General features: G+C 33.4%; 20 protein-coding genes. 13 read left to right on the forward strand and 7 right to left on the reverse strand.

What is annotated here, in order from left to right; all coding sequences use genetic code 11:
* Positions 1-26: 26 nt before the first annotated feature.
* Both AB3G33_RS08810 and AB3G33_RS08815 read right to left on the reverse strand, forming a co-directional pair.
* Positions 27-884, reverse strand: a complete 858-nt coding sequence (locus AB3G33_RS08810) for a RimK family alpha-L-glutamate ligase (RefSeq protein ID WP_367751891.1) — start codon at positions 882-884, stop codon at positions 27-29.
* 58 nt (positions 885-942) lie between these two features.
* Positions 943-1,629 (reverse strand): ABC transporter ATP-binding protein, encoded by a 687-nt coding sequence (locus tag AB3G33_RS08815; protein WP_367751893.1) that lies wholly within the window; start codon positions 1,627-1,629, stop codon positions 943-945.
* A gap of 336 nt (positions 1,630-1,965) precedes the next feature.
* On the opposite strand from AB3G33_RS08815, the gene AB3G33_RS08820 reads away from it, so the two are divergent.
* Positions 1,966-2,625, forward strand: a complete 660-nt coding sequence (locus AB3G33_RS08820; protein ID WP_367751895.1) for a DUF6565 domain-containing protein — start codon at positions 1,966-1,968, stop codon at positions 2,623-2,625.
* Between the two features lie 80 nt (positions 2,626-2,705).
* Here AB3G33_RS08820 and AB3G33_RS08825 read toward each other — a convergent pair whose 3' ends face one another.
* On the reverse strand, positions 2,706-3,335 hold the full coding sequence (locus AB3G33_RS08825) for a carbonic anhydrase (RefSeq protein ID WP_367768348.1): 630 nt from the start codon (positions 3,333-3,335) through the stop codon (positions 2,706-2,708).
* A gap of 31 nt (positions 3,336-3,366) precedes the next feature.
* The gene (locus tag AB3G33_RS08830) at positions 3,367-4,146 is read right to left on the reverse strand and encodes an O-methyltransferase (RefSeq protein ID WP_367768352.1); all 780 of its coding nucleotides are present in this window, start codon (positions 4,144-4,146) and stop codon (positions 3,367-3,369) included.
* Between the two features lie 159 nt (positions 4,147-4,305).
* Between AB3G33_RS08830 and AB3G33_RS08835 the strand changes: the two genes are divergently transcribed.
* Positions 4,306-5,853, forward strand: a complete 1,548-nt coding sequence (locus AB3G33_RS08835) for an SDR family oxidoreductase (RefSeq protein ID WP_367774131.1) — start codon at positions 4,306-4,308, stop codon at positions 5,851-5,853.
* Positions 5,854-6,056: 203 nt separating this feature from the next.
* Positions 6,057-8,273, forward strand: a complete 2,217-nt coding sequence (gene katG / locus AB3G33_RS08840; protein ID WP_367768355.1) for a catalase/peroxidase HPI — start codon at positions 6,057-6,059, stop codon at positions 8,271-8,273.
* Positions 8,274-8,416: 143 nt separating this feature from the next.
* Here the strand turns inward: katG and AB3G33_RS08845 are convergent, their stop codons facing one another.
* Positions 8,417-9,574, reverse strand: a complete 1,158-nt coding sequence (locus AB3G33_RS08845; RefSeq protein WP_367768358.1) for a GAF domain-containing protein — start codon at positions 9,572-9,574, stop codon at positions 8,417-8,419.
* A 530-nt stretch (positions 9,575-10,104) separates the two neighbouring features.
* Between AB3G33_RS08845 and AB3G33_RS08850 the strand changes: the two genes are divergently transcribed.
* Positions 10,105-10,410 (forward strand): hypothetical protein, encoded by a 306-nt coding sequence (locus tag AB3G33_RS08850; protein WP_367768360.1) that lies wholly within the window; start codon positions 10,105-10,107, stop codon positions 10,408-10,410.
* Between the two features lie 133 nt (positions 10,411-10,543).
* Here the strand turns inward: AB3G33_RS08850 and AB3G33_RS08855 are convergent, their stop codons facing one another.
* On the reverse strand, positions 10,544-12,406 hold the full coding sequence (locus tag AB3G33_RS08855; RefSeq protein WP_367751905.1) for an ABC-F family ATP-binding cassette domain-containing protein: 1,863 nt from the start codon (positions 12,404-12,406) through the stop codon (positions 10,544-10,546).
* A gap of 81 nt (positions 12,407-12,487) precedes the next feature.
* Positions 12,488-13,453, reverse strand: a complete 966-nt coding sequence (locus AB3G33_RS08860; RefSeq protein WP_367768363.1) for a T9SS C-terminal target domain-containing protein — start codon at positions 13,451-13,453, stop codon at positions 12,488-12,490.
* Between the two features lie 204 nt (positions 13,454-13,657).
* Here AB3G33_RS08860 and AB3G33_RS08865 point away from each other — a divergent pair, with 204 nt between their 5' ends.
* The 9 genes from AB3G33_RS08865 (at position 13,658) to AB3G33_RS08905 (ending at position 20,227) form a co-directional block, all read left to right on the forward strand.
* Positions 13,658-14,821, forward strand: coding sequence for a glycosyltransferase family 2 protein (locus AB3G33_RS08865; protein ID WP_367768366.1), 1,164 nt, complete (start codon positions 13,658-13,660; stop codon positions 14,819-14,821).
* 84 nt (positions 14,822-14,905) lie between these two features.
* Entirely contained in the window at positions 14,906-16,213 is a 1,308-nt protein-coding gene (locus tag AB3G33_RS08870) for a dihydrolipoamide acetyltransferase family protein (protein ID WP_367768368.1), read from the forward strand.
* A 118-nt stretch (positions 16,214-16,331) separates the two neighbouring features.
* Entirely contained in the window at positions 16,332-17,102 is a 771-nt protein-coding gene (locus AB3G33_RS08875) for an exonuclease domain-containing protein (protein WP_367768370.1), read from the forward strand.
* Positions 17,103-17,178: 76 nt separating this feature from the next.
* Entirely contained in the window at positions 17,179-17,790 is a 612-nt protein-coding gene (locus AB3G33_RS08880) for a fumarylacetoacetate hydrolase family protein (RefSeq protein WP_367768372.1), read from the forward strand.
* Positions 17,790-18,134, forward strand: a complete 345-nt coding sequence (locus tag AB3G33_RS08885; RefSeq protein ID WP_367751916.1) for an Hpt domain-containing protein — start codon at positions 17,790-17,792, stop codon at positions 18,132-18,134. The genes AB3G33_RS08880 and AB3G33_RS08885 overlap by 1 nt, the downstream gene beginning before the upstream one ends.
* 92 nt (positions 18,135-18,226) lie before the next feature.
* A complete protein-coding gene (locus tag AB3G33_RS08890; protein WP_367768374.1) occupies positions 18,227-19,480 on the forward strand; it encodes a CinA family nicotinamide mononucleotide deamidase-related protein in 1,254 nt (417 codons plus the stop codon).
* Between the two features lie 71 nt (positions 19,481-19,551).
* A complete protein-coding gene (gene rpmB / locus AB3G33_RS08895) occupies positions 19,552-19,788 on the forward strand; it encodes a 50S ribosomal protein L28 (protein ID WP_072941276.1) in 237 nt (78 codons plus the stop codon).
* A gap of 31 nt (positions 19,789-19,819) precedes the next feature.
* Positions 19,820-20,002, forward strand: coding sequence for a 50S ribosomal protein L33 (gene rpmG / locus AB3G33_RS08900; protein WP_108740707.1), 183 nt, complete (start codon positions 19,820-19,822; stop codon positions 20,000-20,002).
* 72 nt (positions 20,003-20,074) lie between these two features.
* Positions 20,075-20,227 carry a DUF4295 domain-containing protein gene (locus AB3G33_RS08905; RefSeq protein WP_073370281.1) on the forward strand — a complete coding sequence of 51 codons (153 nt, stop codon included), beginning with the start codon at positions 20,075-20,077 and terminating at the stop codon, positions 20,225-20,227.
* Positions 20,228-20,262 lie beyond the last annotated feature (35 nt).

Consider the following 20,262-nt stretch of genomic DNA (forward strand, 5'->3'; position numbering starts at 1 on the left):
TGTTTCGTTTTTTGTAAAAAACAAAATTACTGTATTAATTCGAGTACTGCATTAACATATCTGGTCAATGCACCTTGAGATAAATTGAAATACAAATCAGGTTCTATACATTCTACTTCCATAAGATGCAATTCGTTTTCAATGATAATTCCGTCTACGCGAGCATACAATAAATTATTAGGAAAAGTATTTACTATTTTTTGCGCTTTTTCGATTAGCTCTTGCGATGGTTCAATCAATTTGTATTTTCCACCAAACTGAACTTGAATTCTAAAATCACCATCTACAGGTTTTTTATTAACTGCATGCGAGAATTTTTTATTGAAAAAGATAAAGGAAGTTTCGCCCAAAGTTTGGATTTCAGGCATGAATTCTTGCAGTAGCAATTCTTTTTCGGAAGCAATGGCTTTGTATTGCGTATTGATTTTTTCAATATCCTTCAGTTCAAAAACTTCAGTTTGATAAGATCCAGCAGAAAAAGCAGGTTTCAATACCATTTTTTTCCAATGTGTAGGAATTATTTTGGAAAGATTTAAATCCTTTGTTTTTTCTAAGAAAACAGTGGGCAGGATTATAATCCCTTTCTTTTCCATTTCACGCAAATAGAACTTGTGCTTGTTGTTTTTTATGATATCAATTGAATTGAGGGTTTTGATTCCCAATTGTTCAATATGGTCTAACCAATTGTTGAATGCGGTTTCTTTCTCGAAATAATCCCAAGTATTACGGAAAATTAAATAATCAAAATCACTCCATTGAATGCTTTTATCATCCCAAATAGCAGCGGTAGCAGTAATGTTGTGTTTGGCTAATTCGGGTAATAATAATTGGTCTTCTGGGGTTAATTCAGGAAGTTTTTCACAAGTCAATATGCCAATTTTCATTTTGTTTTATGGGTTTTATATCATTCGAATGTGGTGCGCGACTGACTTAATAAATACTTTATTTTGTAGTGTCACTTTCTACCATTCCATCTCGCAACCTAATGATGCGATGAGCATATTCAGCAATTTCCTCTTCGTGAGTAACTAAGATGACAGTGTTACCATTAGCATGAATCTCATTAAAAAGCTTCATGATTTCTAATGATGTTTTACTGTCTAAGTTTCCTGTAGGTTCATCAGCAAGTATTATCGAAGGGCTATTTACCAATGCTCTAGCAACCGCTACACGCTGTCTTTGTCCACCAGAAAGTTGGTTGGGATGGTGATCCATTCTATCTGATAATCCAACTTGAGTCAATACTTCTTGTGCTCTAGCTCTTCTATCTGTTTTTGAAAACCCTGCATAAATCATGGGTAAAGCCACATTGTCTAGAGCTGTTGTTCTAGGCAAAAGGTTAAAAGTTTGAAAGACAAAGCCAATCTCTTTATTGCGAATTTCGGCTAATTCATCGTCTTTCATTTTACTAACATCTTTACCGTTAAGAATATAATTTCCAGACGTTGGTGTGTCTAAGCAGCCTAAAAGATTCATTAAGGTCGATTTTCCAGAACCCGAAGGTCCCATAAGTGCAACGTATTCTCCTTTATTAATTTGTAAATCTATGCCTTTTAAAACATTTACAATTTCTTCTCCAAGTACAAAATCTCTTTTGATATTGGTTATTTTTATTAATGGGTTTGCCATTGCTGTCTACTATTGATGAATTATGGTTTCTAGGTTTTAAAAGTACAAAAGACTTTCGAATTAAATATAAGTTGTCCAAAATACATTTTTGTTACAAAATAAGTTAGATATAATATGAGGAAGTTGCAATCAGTAGTTTTTTGTTTTTCGAAAGAAATACTATCATAAAACACTAAGGAAAAAGTGTTATATAATTTTGTGTCATTGTTATGTAATTCACACTTTTTTTAAAATTTATCACAATTTTATTAATTATTTACAACATTCACATATTTGTATTGAATATAATGCAAAGGTAGGTACATTTGTTGAGTAATAATTAATAAATCAGAAATTATGAAAAGTAGAAATTTAGTATTAGGAATGGCGGTTATCGCACTAGGGTTTACATCTTGTAAAGATGAGAAGAAAGAAGCAGCAGAAAAAACAGTTGATACCTATGTTGTTTATGTTGATTCATTAGGTAATGTTGCAAAAGAAGATGCTAAAGCAAACTGGCAAGCTATTGAAGCAACTTATGAATTAAAAAGTAGTCAAGCAGAAACTGCGTTGTCAGATCTTAAAGAAGATATGAAAGCGAAAGAAAAAATAGAAGCTAGTAAAGCTAAATATGAAGCATTGAAAGCAATGATGATGGCTGATATGGAAGCTTCAAAGCCAAATCCTAAACAACAAATGAGAAATGCTTTGTTTGGTGAAGGAAAAGTAGGAACAGATATGAATTTTGATTGGGTAAATGCAGGAAATATTCACAGTGTGTACCAACAATTTGTTCATACAGTTGAAGATAATAAAGATAGCTATTCTCGAGAAGATTGGGATGAAATCAAATTGATGTATGAAGCATTAGACAGTAGAAAAAATACAGTAGAAAAAGAAGGTCTTTCATCTGAAGATAATAGAAAAATTGCTGGTTTAAAATTGAAATTTGCACCAATGTATACTTTAAATAGGATGGGAGCAAAATCAGAAGAAATGGAAAAAGCTAAACAATAATAATTGGTTATTTTTGTTAAAAAAAGACAGTCAGAAATGGCTGTCTTTTTTGTTTCTTAATTTTTTCTCTAGTAAGGTCTCTAGTTTGTTATTTTATAGATTGCCATAATGTCTTTTAATATTTCATCAAAATTGATATTAAGATCTATTAATTTTCCAGTATGAATATCAAATATCCAACCATATACTTTTAAATTTCGTTCCGTATTTGCTTTTTGAACCTCGGCCGTTTTGATAACATTGATACATTGTTCTTGTACATTTAACTCTACTAATCGTTTGTATTTTTCTTCTTCATTAGTGATAGCTTCTAATTCTTTTCTATGAATTCGATATACATCACGAATATTTCGAAGCCAAGGATTTAAAATTCCTAAGTCAGACTGTTGCATCGCAGCATGTACTCCTCCGCAACCATAATGACCACAAACAACAATATGATTTACTTTGAGATGCATGACTGCATAATTAATTACTGACATCGAATTGAGATCAGTATTGGGAACCATATTCGCAATGTTGCGATGTACAAAGACATCTCCTGGTTGCAGTCCCATAAGTTCTTCCGCAGAAACTCGACTATCTGAGCAGCCAATGTATAAGAATTCAGGAGATTGTCCTGCACCAAGTTTGTCAAAATAATTTTCGTCTGTTTGAAGTTGTTTAGCAATCCACTTGCTATTGTTTTCGAAAATTTGTTTTATATCCATAAATTGATTTTTTAGGATTAAAGATATTTATCTATGTTCTAATTGTAAAATGTTCTTTGGGCTGTTCTCTTCTAAAGAATATGAATCCCCACTGAAAAGTATCTATCGTTACGGTTACTTTTGGATGTGTTTTTATGATTTTCCAAGCATCTTCCATACCGGCTGACCAATGAATATCGTCAAAAATCCAAACGGTATCATTTGTTACAGTGGGCAGTAATTGTTCAAAATAAGCTAAAGTGGCTTTTTTCGAATGATTCCCGTCGAAAAAAATCAGTTTAAAGTTTAAAGTTTCTATTTTCAAGTCGTCCAAATAACGTTCAAATGGAGTCACAACAGAAGTTATATTGGTTAATTCAAATTCTTGAAATTGATTTTGAGCAATATTTGCTGTTTCGGGGCAACCCTCTAGCGTGGTTAATTTTGCATTTTTACTTCCCAATGCCATAGCAGCTGTAGCGAGACCTAATGAAGTTCCTATTTCTAGTATTGATTCTGACTGAAAATAATTGGTAATTCTAAATAATAATTCAGCTCGTTTTGAAGTAATTCCTGCTGTTTTGACAATTTGGGCTATTGCCCTAGTGTTCGATTTGAAAACTTTGGATCCCGCGCCAAAGTCGGTTACTTCTATGGTATTCGGATTTGCTAAAAGTGATTTTCTATAATTATTCAAAACCGTGTATTCTGGTTTTGGTTTTCGATCATAAAAACATTTGGTGATTAAATTAAATACAAAAGGCGAATGAACTGCATGCTCATTTTTAGAATGCCAAAGGAATTGTAAGTACGATTTTATTTGGAAAAACATATTTTTATAAGCTTCAAAGTAGCAAAGGTACAAAGATTATGAGTGATACTGAGTTGGGTTTTTAAGTTTAAATATACTTATCACTTCAAAAATTAAGTCATTTCAAAAAAAACTATATTTGCGCTCTTAAAATCAATAGCCATACAATTTCAGAAGATGATGAACGAAGAACAAATACATGGAGGAGTAATCACATCGGAAGAAATTAACCGTTGTATTGCGATTCTCGCTCAATTAAATATGGATACTGATCAAATATTTGATATCCCAAAAGAACAAAGAACGGCTTTAATAAAAGCGGCAGGTCAATTCTCGAGACCAGATCGAGACGAGCTTTCTCGTAGAAAAAAAGACGGAAAAGCAGTTGCAAAACGTAAAAAAGAAAAGCAAGATAGAACGGCACGTAAAGAAACTGGAATTAGATATGCGCGTGAAGCAAGTGTTTTTGTTGCGCCAAAATTACTGGCTTTTAATGATTTAGAAAGCAAAGAGCAGTTAGAGTTAGAAACGTCTAGGAATTGCTATGTATGTAAAACGTCGTTTACTAAAATGCATCACTTTTATGATACTATGTGTACTGATTGTGGCGATTTTAATTATGCCAAACGTTTTCAAAGTGCTGATGTAAAAGGACAAGTAGCTGTTATTACCGGTTCTCGATTAAAAATTGGGTATCATATTACATTGATGCTACTACGAGGAGGAGCAACGGTTATTGCAACGACACGTTTTCCAGTTGATTCAGCTTTGCGTTTTGGGAAAGAACCTGATTTTATGGATTGGGGACACCGTTTAAAAATCCATGGATTGGATTTAAGACATATTCCTAGTGTTGAGATTTTTTGCAATTTCATAGAGCAGAAATACGAGCGATTGGATATTTTGATTAATAATGCGGCGCAAACTGTTCGACGTCCTGCTGGGTTTTATACCCACATGATGGAGAATGAAGAGCGTCCAATTCATACTTTGCCTAAACAAGCACAAGAATTATTACTAGATCATATTAATTGTTTGGATGAATTAAAAGTACTGACTTCGGGAGCTTCTTCGACTGAAAATATGCCAGTAACTTGGCATGGTCCAGAACCGGGAATTGGTTTGCGGGCTTCCGCCAAATTATCTCAGATCCCTTATTCATTTGACAACGCACTTGTCGCTAACGAGGTCTTTCCTGAAGGAGAACTCGATGCCGACTTGCAACAAGTAGATTTAAGAAAGACGAATAGCTGGCGTTTAAAGTTGGGCCAAATAGAAACTACCGAAATGATTGAAGTACAATTGGTGAATTCAGTTGCACCGTTTGTATTATGTAATCGTCTTTCGGAAGTAATGAAAAAAGACAATACGGGACAAAAGCATATTATTAATGTCTCAGCTATGGAAGGGAAGTTCCATCGTTTTTTTAAAGAAGCCCGACATCCACATACTAATATGGCTAAAGCTGCTTTGAATATGCTTACGCATACCGCTGCTGGTGAATTGGCGAAAGCCGGAATATTTATGAATGCCGTAGATACGGGTTGGGTGACTGATGAAGATCCTGCCGAATTAGCCAAGAAGAAACAAGAACTCGAAGATTTTCAACCCCCTTTAGATATTGTGGATGGTGCGGCTAGGGTTATGGATCCGTTATTTGATGGTATTAATACTGGAAAACATTGGTGTGGGAAGTTCTTGAAAGACTACAACCCGATTCCTTGGTAAAAGCATGTCCCCCTTCAATAGGGAATTCTAATAATTTATAAAATAGAGCCACAACAGAATATAATTTTGTTGTGGTTTTTTGTTGCTACTTATTACGTGCATAGAATATATTCATAGTTTTTATCTATTGAAAAAATATTTTTGATAATAAATTTTATGTAAATTAGCATAGAAACTTTATAGAACAAAAATCATATATAATTATGGAAAACAACAATAATCCAAACGGTGAAAGTAAATGTCCGTTTTCAGGAAGTGCTACAAAGCAAAGTGCAGGTTCAGGGACAAGAAACAATGATTGGTGGCCAAATCAGTTAAAATTAAGCATCCTACGTCAGCATGCTGATCTGTCTAACCCAATGGGTGAGGCGTTCAACTATGCAGAAGAGTTTAAAAGTCTTGATTTAGCAGCCCTTAAGGAAGATATTTTTGAATTAATGACAAACTCTCAAGAATGGTGGCCTGCCGATTATGGTCATTATGGCCCATTTTTTATTCGAATGGCATGGCATAGCGCAGGAACGTATCGTATCGCTGATGGTCGTGGTGGAGCGGGTTTTGGAACACAACGATTTGCACCGCTGAACAGTTGGCCAGATAATGTGAATTTAGATAAAGCACGTTTGTTATTATGGCCAATTAAACAGAAATATGGTAAGAAAATTTCTTGGGCCGATTTGATGGTGCTTACTGGTAACTGTGCTTTAGAATCAATGGGGTTAAAGACTTTTGGTTTTGCCGGTGGACGTGCTGATGTATGGGAACCAGCTGAAGATATTTATTGGGGTTCTGAAGGGAAATGGTTGGATGACAAGCGTTATACAGGAGATCGTGAATTAGAAAATCCATTGGCTGCTGTTCAAATGGGACTTATTTACGTAAACCCAGAAGGACCTAATGGAAATCCTGACCCATTGGCTTCAGCTCGTGATATTAGAGAAACTTTTGCTCGTATGGCAATGAATGATGAAGAAACTGTGGCGCTTATTGCAGGTGGGCATACTTTTGGGAAAACGCACGGAGCTGCTGATCCAAACGAATATGTAGGTCCAGAACCCGCAGCTGCACCTATTGAACAACAGGGACTTGGGTGGAAAAACACTTTTGGTACTGGAAATGGAGAATATACAATAGGAAGCGGTCTAGAGGGTGCTTGGACAACAACACCAACAAAATGGAGTAACAACTATTTTGAAAACTTATTCGGATTTGAATGGGAGTTAGCAAAGAGTCCAGCAGGCGCTCATCAATGGAAGCCAAAAGCGGGAGCAGGTTCAGGTACAGTACCAGATGCTCATAATCCATCAAAAAGTCATGCGCCAACCATGCTTACTGCTGATCTTGCCTTGAGAGCTGATCCTATTTATGAGACTATTTCAAGACATTTCTTTGAAAACCCGGATGAATTTGCGGATGCATTTTCTCGAGCATGGTTTAAATTGACGCACCGTGATATGGGGCCAATAGAACGTTACCTTGGACCAGAAGTACCGCAAGAAGAATTGATCTGGCAAGATCCAGTTCCAGCGGTTAACCATGAGCTAATCGATGCAAATGACATCGTTGCTCTTAAAAGTAAAATATTGGATTCAGGACTTTCGGTATCTCAATTGGTGTCTACTGCTTGGGCTTCGGCATCAACATTTCGTGGTTCTGATAAAAGAGGTGGGGCTAACGGAGCGCGTATTCAACTCGCGCCACAAAAAGATTGGCAAGTAAATAACCCTGCTCAGTTAGAGAAAGTATTAGAAACACTTAAAGGAATTCAAGCAGCGTTTAATAATGCACAAGCAGGAGGAAAAAAAGTGTCTCTAGCGGATTTAATTGTTTTGGCTGGTTGTGCAGGTGTTGAAAAGGCAGGAGCAAATTCAGGTCATAATGTTACAGTTCCATTTACTCCAGGAAGAACAGATGCTTCGCAAGAACAAACAGATATTGAATCATTTGCAGTTCTAGAGCCAGAAGCAGATGGATTCCGAAATTATATGAAGGCAAAATACACCACATCAGCTGAAGAAATGTTAGTGGATAAAGCACAACTGTTGACTTTAACAGTACCAGAGATGACCGTATTAGTAGGTGGACTGCGTGTTCTTAATACTAATTTTGATCATTCAAAAAAAGGGGTATTCACTAGTCGTCCAGAGGTGTTAACTAATGATTACTTTTTAAATCTTTTGGATTTAGGTACAACATGGAAAGCAGCTTCTGATTCTCAAGACGTTTTTGAAGGTCGTGATCGCAAGACAGGAGAATTAAAATGGACTGGAACACGTGTCGATTTGATATTTGGATCTAACTCTGAGCTTAGAGCAATTGCTGAGGTTTATGGGTGTGAAGATTCTCACGAGAAGTTCTTAAATGACTTTGTTGCAGTTTGGAATAAAGTGATGAATTTAGGGCGTTATGACTTAGTTTAATCAGTCTAAAAAGACTAAAGAGATTGTGTTATTTTATAAAACCACAGCGGAATCTAGGATTCTGTTGTGGTTTTTTTTCTTTATATTTTATAATTAGTAATTTTGTCGAGTTAATTTAAAATATACTTTCAATTAATAGCAGTTTAATCTTGACTATTAATTATTGCTGTATTTATATTATTCCGTCTTTTTAAGTTATAATCAACAATGTTAACCCATTTGTTATGGTAAGTAGAATTAAGATCTTTTGTAAACCTGTTCAATTCTTCTGAAACGATTTCAATATATTCCGCATAAGTTTTTAGATCTAGTTCACTTAAGTTTTGTTCTTCTTTTATTAAAGCCGATAGACCCATTAAGTTGGCAACAGGTTTTCTAAGCACGTGCGAAATGTCAAATGAAATTTGTTCCATTGTTTTTTCGTAGGCAATGTGGCTGCTGATTTCATGATACATACCATACCAAACGACTTCATTATTAGGTAATCTTTCAGGCTCAGCTTTCACCATATACCATTTGGTTACATTATCTATTTCAATTTTATATTCAAAATACCAAGTAGTAAGTGTTTTGTATGATGTCTCTAAGGCTTTTTTGAATTTAGTTTGGTAATCTTTGTGAATTAAATTAAATCCATCAAATGGTTCTAAAACTTTTTTATCTTCATCAAGATTTTTAGGTAATTTAAAATCGCCTAAACTTAGAAAGTCGTATATAAATTCCCCATTAGATCTTCTTCTTAATTGAAAAATAGTAGAAGGAATGTTATCTGTAAGTTTTATTAGGTTCTCAGCACTTTTGGCAATGTAATTTCTTTGTTCAAGCATTAGCTTTCTAATATTCAAAAAATCCATTGTCTTTTTTGCCAATATTTGTAATGCTTTTTTTTGATTCTCGGTAATAAACCTTGGTTTACTATCAAGAACACATAAAGTACCTAATACATTTCCTTCTGGTGTCACTAATGGGGCTCCTGCATAAAACCGAATGTTAAGTGGACCAGTTACAGTAGGATTATTTGCAAATCGTTTATCTGTATAAGTATCTTCAATAACAAGTACTTCATTTGGTTTCGTTAAGGTATACTTACAAAAGGAATACTCTCTTTTAGTTTGTTGTTGATGGACTCCCTTCCTGGCTTTAAACCATTGCCTGTCTTTATCAACCATTGTTATTAAAGAAATTGGCATGTCAAACACCAGGGAAACTAATTCAGTTATTTCATTTAATTCCTCCTCAGGATCTGTGTCTAAAATGGCATAACTTAACAAATCTTCAACACGATTTTTGTATTTCTTCACGGTTCTTTAAATAGGTTAGTTAGTTTTAATAAAAATACTAATATTATTAAAAAAAAACAATTCCATTTAACGCCACTTTTTTACTATTCATCTATATAAAATGGCTTTTTTAGATATAATCAAAAAAATTAACAGCTTTAAATGAATATCTAATCGTTAAAATTTATTAATTCCACTTATTTAATTGTTTTATGTTTTTATTAATTATAGTAAGTTTTAATGCTACCAAATAGATTATTTCAATGAATTACTTTTGGAGCCATTAAAATGCGGTTTTATACTATTTATTATGAAAAATCAGGGTTGTTTTTTATAACATTAATTGTAGCTAAATAGAATCGTTTTATTGTAGGATAGTTGTGTATTTGAATATTAGGTAAAGTAAAAGTTTATTTAGTATTATTAAATTTGTAAATTATTCTTAATTTTTTACTTCTGTTTTATTTTTTTACTAATTTTACAACTCAATAAAGAGAATATAATAATAAGACTTTCAATTTTAGTTTAACTGCATTTTAAAAATTAAAAATATGGTAGTACAATATCAAGGACAACAAAAAGGAATTCCGACAAAATTTACGGTAAGAATCAACCGAAATAATATATTGAAAAATGGGTCAAAATACCGAATGGATTTATTGGTAGGAGAAAAGCAATTACCCTCTTTTAAGACATTAAATCATAAAAGTCTATCTGATTGTTTAAAAGAAATGTACCTGTTCAGAAAATTCAACAATATAGAGTTAGAAGCTTCTTCAGAAAAAGTTGAACCTACTTTTATTCCTTCGGATTCGATTTTATACAACAACTATAAGCAGACTTTATTTATGGCATAATACCATTTATAAGTTATAAAATCAAAAAGCCACAATAGAATTAATTTCTATTATGGCTTTTTACTATTCAAATATGTGGACAAGAATAAAAATTTGGGAGGCTCTATTCTTTCTCTTTCTGATATAATTAATATCATCCTTCCATCTTGGCACTCAATTCAAACCATCGTTCTTCTTTAGCTTCCATTTTATTGATAAGGTTTTGTAATTCTTTAGCTTTTTTCTCAATATCGGTATCAGCTACTTTTCCTTCAGAAAATAAAAGCTCAATCTTGGCTTTTTGTTCTTCTAAATCTTTGATTTCGCGTTCTGTTTTTTGGAATTCTTTTTGCTCGTTGAAAGTTAAGTTTCCAGTTGGATTGTTTTGTTTCCAGTCTTTTTTCTCCGCTTTGTTTTCTTCTTTTTGTGCCACATCAGCACTGTCTTCATAGGCTCTAAAATCAGAATAGTTTCCAGGAAAATCTTCTACAACACCATCACCTCTAAAGATAAATAAGTGATCTACAATTTTATCCATGAAATACCTATCGTGAGAAACCACTAATAAACATCCAGGATAATCTAGAAGGAAACTTTCTAGCACATTCAAAGTCACAATGTCTAAATCATTCGTTGGTTCATCCAGAATCAGGAAGTTAGGATTCTGAATCAAAACTGTACACAAGTACAAACGTTTCAACTCTCCACCACTTAAACGATCTACAAAATCGTATTGTTTTTTTGAGTCAAATAAGAAACGCTCTAATAATTGAGAAGCCGAAATTAATTTCCCTTTCATCAACGGAATAAATTCTCCATATTCTTTAATGACATCTATTACTCGTTGTCCTGGTTTTGGGTTGATTCCACTTTGGGTGTAATAACCCACTTTTATGGTTTCACCCACAATTACTTTTCCTCCATCAAGTGGTAAAGTTCCTGTCAATAAATTCAAGAAAGTCGATTTTCCAGTTCCGTTTTTACCAATGATTCCAATGCGTTCTCCACGTTGAAAGTCAAAACTAAAGTTGTCCATGATGACATGGTCCTTGAATTTTTTGGAAATTTTGTGAAGCTCAATAATTTTGCTTCCCATGCGTTCCATATTAATTTCAAGCTCTACTTTATTTTCACGACGGCGACTTTGTGCTTTTTCTTTGATGTCGTAAAAGTCATCCTGACGCGATTTAGATTTGGTTGTTCTCGCTTTTGGTTGGCGACGCATCCATTCTAATTCTTTTACAAATAAATTCTGTGCTTTATCAACACTCGAATTTTCTGAGGCAATACGCTCTTCTTTTTTTTCTAAGTAATAAGAGTAATTTCCTTTGTATTGGTATAATTTTCCGTTGTCTAGTTCAATGATTTCATTACAAACACGTTCTAAGAAGAAACGGTCGTGCGTCACCATAAACAACGTAATGTTTTCTTTGGCAAAATAACTTTCTAACCATTCGATCATCTCTAAATCCAAGTGATTCGTAGGTTCATCTAGAATCAATAAATCAGGACGGTTAATCAAAATAATAGCAAGTGATAATCTTTTTTTCTGTCCACCAGAAAGATTTTTCACTTTCAATTTGAAATTTTCTAACTTCAGTTTGAACAAAATTTGTTTGTACTGTGTTTCAAAATCCCATGCATTGTGTTGATCCATTCCATCAAAAGCTTTTTGATACGCTTCTTCATCTTCTGGATTTTCTAATGCTTTTTCATAGGCTTCAATCACTTTCAAAGTCTCATTATCCGATGCGAAAATACTTTCCTCAATCGTCAATTCTTCTTGCAAATTATTGTTTTGCGACAAGAATGCCATTTTGATCCCTTTTCTTAAAACTACTTGACCAGTATCCGACTCTTCTAAGCCGTTAATGATACTCATTATAGTAGTTTTTCCAGAGCCATTTTTGGCAATAAAAGCGATTTTTTGGTCTTTATTTATTCCAAACGAAATGTTGTCAAATAAGGTTCTTTCACCAAATGATTTCGAGATATTTTCTACAGAAAGGTAATTCACAAGTCTAAATTTTTTGCAAAAGTAAACTTTTAAATGTCGATTTACGAATTGTTTAACTTATTCTAAGTTTTTTGAGCTTAATTATTTTATCAGATACAAAGACAAATAAGCACTTAAGTCAAATTGATGTAATTTTTGGGGAGAATTTACAAATGGTTTTCTAGTAAAATTTTCATTGGTTAAATAATAATGCAACCCGTCTGCAGTCGCAATTCCTTCAACTTGATGAAAAGGAAGTTGGAGTTTTATTTTTCGCTTATTTCCATTAAAAAAACTGGTTTTAGTGTAATTATAAAGCAGGTAAATAAAAGGGTGTAAAGTTTTGCTGTAACCACATAAAGCAATACTGTTTTGTGAAGGTAAATAGGTTGCTCCTGTGACCAATCCTTTTATTTTAAAGGTCTCTTTGTATTGTGCAATATAATTTCCGGGTGTTTTTGGTAAAGAGTAAACGCTGGTGTTTTGTTTATTCCATTTTTTGGTAAACAAATAAATACTGTCGTTTGTAACAATAAAAGCTTCACAGTCAAAATTGGTAGTATTGGGTTGTAAGGGAGTGAAATCAGTTTGGTCAGAGTACGAAAAAGAAATAGTATCTATTTTTTGGTTGAGTGATTTTAGCGACTTTTTTTCTACTTTTAAAATGTGTAAGTCCTTTCGGTTCCCAGATACATTATTCCCAAAATCACCAATGTAAAAATAAGAACTGTCTTGTGAAATTTCTTCCCAGTCTTTATTGGATACGTTTTTTAGCACCACTTTTTGTTTGATATTTCCTGAAGTATCTAGCGCATAAAGTGCAGTATCGGTATCGTCATTAATAGTCCATAACAGCGAATTACTTTGGGTTAAACCCGAACTTTCATTTAAATTTTTAGGAAGAGAAGCAGAATAAACTGGCTTAATTTTCGTAGAACGATAGCGACAACTGCCGTCATTTATTGTGGCTAATGAATTGTAATTTATAGAAAGTGGATCAGTACAACCCGAAATTTGGGCATATGTTGCCGTTATAAAAAGGAAAAAGAATAGGAGTACTGTTTTCATATTTTCAAAAGTAATCGTTTCTAAATGATTATTTTAATAATTTGGAGCGAATCATTAGGCATTATTTGCAGGCAAAGTTCCTGCTTTCACCTTTATCTTTGCTCGTTCCTCGCAAAGGATATCGGTTCTATCAGGGCTAAATTGGAAATAGTGTTTTTAATTTGAAACTTTGTGTCTTTGATTCATTAGATATATCTTTGATTCATGCAATTATCAGTAATCATCCTTAATTATAATGTCCGCTATTTTTTAGAACTCTGTGTTTTAAGTGTGCAAAGTGCGCTTACAAATATTGATAGCGAAATTATTGTAATTGACAATAACTCGGATGACGGTAGTTGTGAGATGATTAAAGCACTATTTCCCCATGTCAAACTCGTTCAAAATAAAGAGAATGTAGGTTTTTCTAAAGGAAATAATATTGGAGTAGCAGAAGCAAAAGGAGAATTTATATGTATTCTTAATCCAGATACAGTAGTTGCGGAAGATACTTTTGTTAAAATTTTAGCTTTCGCTAAAGGTCAAGACAACCTAGGAATTGTGGGGTGTCGATTTATTGATGGTTCAGGGAATTTCTTGCCAGAATGTAAACGAGGAGTTCCAACACCATGGGTTGCTTTTACCAAAATCGCAGGTTTGTATAAAATTTTTCCTAGATCAAGAATTTTCGGGAAATATTACGCCCAACAGCTATCGAAAAATGAAAATGGAAAAGTGGATATTTTAGTTGGTGCTTTTATGGTAATGAAAAGAGGATTCTATCAGGAGCTTGGTGGATTTGACGAAGATTGTTTTATGTATTCCGATGATATTGATTTATCTTATAGAGCTTTGAAAAAGGGTAGTTTTAATTATTATTTTCATGAGACCACTATTATCCATTATAAAGGAGAGAGTACTTTAAAAGATGAAATCTACATGAAACGATTTCAGGAAGCCATGCAGTTTTTTTATAAAAAGCATTTCAAAGTTGCCCCGCTATTTACACTTTTTATGAACATAGGTAGTTATTTTTTTTCTTTCGCAAAAAGAATACAGGGGCATTCTATAATTAAAAAAGCTCCAAAATCGTATCTGCTTTATTCTTCAGATGAAGAATTGGCAAATAAGCTGACTTTAATTTTGCAAAAAAAAGTGGTGTTTCACAATTTGAAAACAGAAAAAATGGTAATTTCGTCTTCTTATAGAAGCGCTAAAGCGGTCGAAATTATTCTAGATAATGAATTTATTTCTTTTAAAGAATGTATAGCAATTATTGAATCTTCTAAAAGTAAGGAGCTTACCTTTAAAATGCGCCCTAAAAAAGCTAATTTTTTGATAGGAAGCAATAATAGTAATGAAAGAGGTGAGATTATAAAAATCGAATGAAAAATTACACTTAATGTAATTTATATATAAAATATTTAGTAATTTCGCAAACTGTAAAACAAAATCACCTTTTAGGTTAACAATATGGCAAGATTTGAATTAAAACTTCCTAAAATGGGAGAAAGTGTAGCAGAAGCAACCATTACAAATTGGTTGAAAGAAGTAGGTGATGCAATCGAAGCAGATGAGGCGGTGCTCGAAATTGCTACTGATAAGGTAGACAGCGAAGTGCCTAGTGAAGTTTCTGGGATTCTAGTTGAAAAATTGTTTGGAAAAGACGATTTAGTTCAAGTGGGACAAACAATCGCTATCATTGAAACGGAAGGTGGAGATGTAACTCCTGTTGTTAGTGAAGCTGAAGCTCCGGCTGAGGTGGCAGCAGTGGAAAAAACGGTGGACGCAGCTAAAGAAAGTGTTGCAACCTCTGATTATTCAGAATCTGATAAATTCTTTTCTCCATTGGTCAAGAATATTGCTAAAGAAGAAGGCGTTTCTGTAGCGGAATTAGAATTGATTGCAGGGACAGGCAAAGATGGAAGAGTTACAAAAAGTGATATTTTAGAATACGTTAAAAATAAAGGAAATCAATCAGTAGCTGCTCCAGTAAAAGCGATAGAAACTCCTGATTCAGTTCAAACTTCTGCACCAGTTGCACAAAAAGCAGCACCAGTTTCTTTAAGTGGTGGTGATGAAATTGTCGAGATGGACAGGATGCGTAAGTTGATTGCGGGTTATATGGTTGCTTCAGTGCAAACGTCAGCCCATGTACAATCATTCATTGAAGTTGATGTGACAAACATCGTAAAATGGAGAGAGAAAAATAAATTGGCTTTCGAAAAGAGAGAAGGAGAGAAGTTGACTTATACTCCTATATTTATGGAAGCAGTTGCAAAAGCGATAAAAGATTACCCTGGAATGAATATTTCTGTGGATGGTGATTTTATAATCAAAAAGAAAAATATTAACCTTGGTATGGCTGCTTCATTGCCAAACGGGAATTTAATTGTTCCTGTTATTAAAAATGCAGATCAGCTGAATCTAGTAGGAATGGCAAAGGCAGTAAATGATTTAGGCGGACGTGCTAAAGCAGGAAAATTAAAACCAGACGATACACAAGGCGGAACGTATACGGTGACGAATGTGGGGACTTTTGGAAGTGTTTTTGGAACGCCAATTTTGAATCAACCACAAGTAGGGATTCTAGCACTTGGTGCTATCAGAAAAATGCCGGCAGTTATTGAAACTCCAGAAGGAGATTTTATAGGTATTCGTCAAAAGATGTTTTTGTCACACAGTTACGATCATCGTGTTGTAGATGGAGCTCTTGGAGGTAGTTTTGTAAAAAGAGTTGCTGAGTATCTTGAAGCATTTGATGTAAATAGAGATGTTTAATTCACACAATAATTAAGAAGGAACCCGATAAATTTTATATTTATCGGGTTTTCTTTTTTAATGTTATACCGAATTTTGAACCCAATTTTCTATATTTGTAGACACACAAAATTAAAAAATGGAACTTAAACTCAGTAAACCAATTTGCTTTTTCGATCTTGAAACTACAGGAATTGATATTGGAAAAGACAGAATTGTAGAAATATCAATATTCAAAGTTTTTCCAAACGGAAATAAAGAAAGTAAAACTTGGTTAGTGAATCCTACGATTCCTATTCCTCCACAAACTACTGCGGTTCATGGAATCACTGATGAGAAGGTGGCAAATGAACCCACATTTAACGAGTTGGCTGCGGCGGTTTATAATATGATCAAAGACAGTGATTTGGCAGGGTTTAATTCTGATCGATTCGATATTCCATTATTAGCGGAAGAAATGTTGCGAGCGGGAGTTGATTTTGACATGAAAAATCGTGTTTCAGTTGATGTTCAAACTATTTTCCACAAAAAAGAAGAACGTACTTTAAGTGCTGCTTTGAAGTTTTACTGTGGAACAGATTTAGAAAATGCGCATTCAGCAGAAGCAGATACTATGGCGACCTATGAAATTCTTAAAGCACAATTAGAACGTTATCCAGATTTAGATAATGATATGAAATTATTGTCTGAATTTTCTACTAGAAAAAAAATAGCTGATTTTGCTGGAATGATATCTTTTGATAAAGAAGGGAATGAAATATTTTCTTTTGGAAAACATAAAGGAGTAAAAGTAGATACTATTTTAGAGAAGGAACCAGGCTATTTTAGCTGGATTCAAAATGCTGATTTTCCTTTATATACTAAAAAAGTTTTAACGGCAATCAAACTTAGAAAATTGAATACTAAATAGGTATAAGGTTGTCGGTATTGGGTGTTAGGTATTCTCAAAACCCAGAACTGATAAGCTAATAATAAAAAACCAAGATATGAAAATCATCTGCATTGGTAGGAATTATGTCGACCATATAGAAGAATTGCAAAATGAGCGTCCTGCGGAACCCGTAGTTTTCATGAAGCCTGATTCAGCAATTTTATTAAAACAACATCCGTTTGTGATTCCTGAATTTTCGGAAGATATACATCACGAAATCGAAATTATTGTAAAAATAAATAAGGTTGGAAAGTATATTGAGTCAAAGTTTGCTCATAAGTATTATGATGAAATTAGTGTTGGAATCGATTTTACGGCTAGGGACTTACAACAGTCTTTAAAAGCAAAAGGATTGCCTTGGGAGAAAGCTAAAGCATTCGATGGGTCAGCAGTTATAGGAGATTTTTTACCAAAAGAGCAATTTAGTTCGTTAGAAAATATTACTTTTGAACTAACTAATAATGACAAATCAGTTCAAATAGGAGATTCTAGTTTAATGTTATGGAATATTGACGAGCTTATTTCTCATGTTTCTCAATATTTTACATTAAAAATAGGGGATATTATTTTTACGGGAACGCCAGCAGGAGTTGCTGCCGTAAAACCAGATGATGTATTAGAAGGATTTTTAGAAGGACATAAACTATTTAGAATACAGGTAAAATAATGGCTTTAAATTACAACCTTTCAAAAGTGTACGCACTTTCAGATAACGATTCAGAATTTGTAAATGAAATTCTGACCTTGTTCGTAACCGAAGTTCCAGATGATTTATTGCAAATCAAAGAAGGAATTAAAAAGAAAGACCATAAGCATGCGTATGCTTATGCGCATAAAATAAAACCAACTCTAGATCTTTTAGGGTTGAATGTTGCTTTTGAAGAAATTCTTCAATTGGAAGCTTGGACAAAAACGGAAGGAAAAAAGAAAGATATTGAAGATACTTTTAAAAGTATTAAAACACAAGTTAATGACGCTATAAAAGAAATAAAGAAAGACTTTGATCTTTAGTTTATTAGTCTTTTTTAAGTAATATAAATCAACATTCATTTTTAATGAATGTTGATTTTATTTATACAGCAAATCCTAAATTCATATCGATAATGAAAGCAACCATAGTTACTATAGGTGATGAAATTTTAATAGGGCAAATTGTAGATACTAATTCTGCTTTTATTGCTAAATCCTTAGATAGGATAGGAGTAGAAATTAATGAAATGGTTTCTATAAGTGATGATAAAAATCATATTTTGGATACGTTTTCAGCACTTCAAAATAAAGTTGATCTAGTTATTATAACAGGTGGATTAGGGCCTACAAAAGATGATGTGACCAAAAAAACTTTTTGTGATTATTTTGAAGATGAATTGGTTGTAAATCAAGAGGTTTTAGCTCATGTTACTCAGTTAATTGAGGGCTTCTATAAACGAGAAATAACGCAAATCAATAAAGACCAAGCGCTTGTTCCTTCAAAATGTACTGTGCTTCATAATCAAGTAGGTACAGCTCCAGGAATGTGGATGAAAAAAGAAAACACTGTTTTTATTTCGCTACCTGGTGTGCCTTATGAAATGAAATACTTGGTTGAAAATGAAATTATTCCAAAAGTTGTAAAAGAATACAAACGACCTTATATAATCCATAAAACAATTCTTACCTATGGACAAGGAGAAAGTATGGTTTCGGAACGAATTGAAAACTGGGAAAACAGTCTTCCTGAATTTTTGAAGCTAGCTTATTTACCAAGTCCAGGAAGAGTAAGATTGCGTCTTTCGGCACGTGGTACAAATAAAGAATTGTTAGAGAATGTAATCGAAGAATATATCGTTTCACTAGATGCAATTATTCATGATATTATTGTAGGATTTGAAGAGGAGGAAACAATTGAGGTAATCATAGGGCAAATGCTCAAGAAACAGGGTAAAACGATAGCTACTGCCGAAAGTTGTACAGGTGGTTCGATTGCAGCGCTACTGACATCTGTTCCTGGAGCATCAAATTATTTCAAAGGGAGTGTGGTTTCGTATGCTACAGAAACTAAAATTGCTGTTTTAGGTATCTCAGAAGAGCTGATAATGGAGCATTCTGTAGTGAGTAGTGAAGTAGTTTCGGCAATGGCTTTGAGTGTAAAAAGATTGATGAAAACAGATTATGCAATTGCGACAACAGGAAACGCTGGACCAACAAAAGGAGATGGAAATGCTGAAATTGGGTCGGTTTTTATTGCATTGGCAACTCCAAGCGAAGTAATTGTTGAAGAACATAATTTTGGCCAACCACGTGAAAAAGTGATAGATAGAGCAGTGTTTAAGAGTTTAGAATTATTAAGGAAAGAAATTTTAAAAAATGTGCTGTAATTTTTTGCTTCATCCGTTTATTTTTCTTTTCTTTGCACCCTGATTTTGAATAACGATAAAAGATAAGTATAATGTCAAGAGTTTGTGACCTTACAGGTAAAAGAGCGATGGTAGGAAATAACGTTTCTCACGCTATGAATAAAACTAAGAGAAAATTTTCTGTTAACTTAGTGAAAAAGCGTTTTTATCTTCCAGAAGAAGATAGATGGATTACTCTTAGAGTAGCAGCATCTACGATAAAAACAATTAACAAAAATGGAATTGCAGCTGTTTTGAAAAAAGCACAGTCACAAGGATTTATTAAATAATCTTTAAATTCCAATATAAAAAAATAGCAAGATGGCAAAGAAAGGTAATAGAATCCAAGTAATTTTAGAATGTACTGAGCACAAAACAACTGGTGTTGCTGGAACTTCAAGATACATTACAACTAAGAACAAAAAAAATACTCCAGATAGATTAGAGATTAAAAAATTTAATCCAGTTTTGAAAAGAGTAACTGTTCACAAAGAAATTAAATAATAATAGCATTTTGATTATAATCTAAAATGATAACATTATAGATTTTTTTTAAAATATAAATAACATTGAATCATGGCAAAGAAAACCGTAGCATCGTTACAGACATCTTCTAAGAGATTATCAAAAGCCATCAAAATGGTGAAATCTCCTAAAACAGGTGCATATACATTCGTAGAATCTATTATGGCTCCTGAAGCAGTTGATGAATTCTTGAAAAAGAAATAATTCATAAAAGCATTATATAGAAAAGCTACTTTCAT

This window comes from Flavobacterium sp. WC2421, assembly GCF_040822115.1.
Lineage (GTDB): Bacteria > Bacteroidota > Bacteroidia > Flavobacteriales > Flavobacteriaceae > Flavobacterium.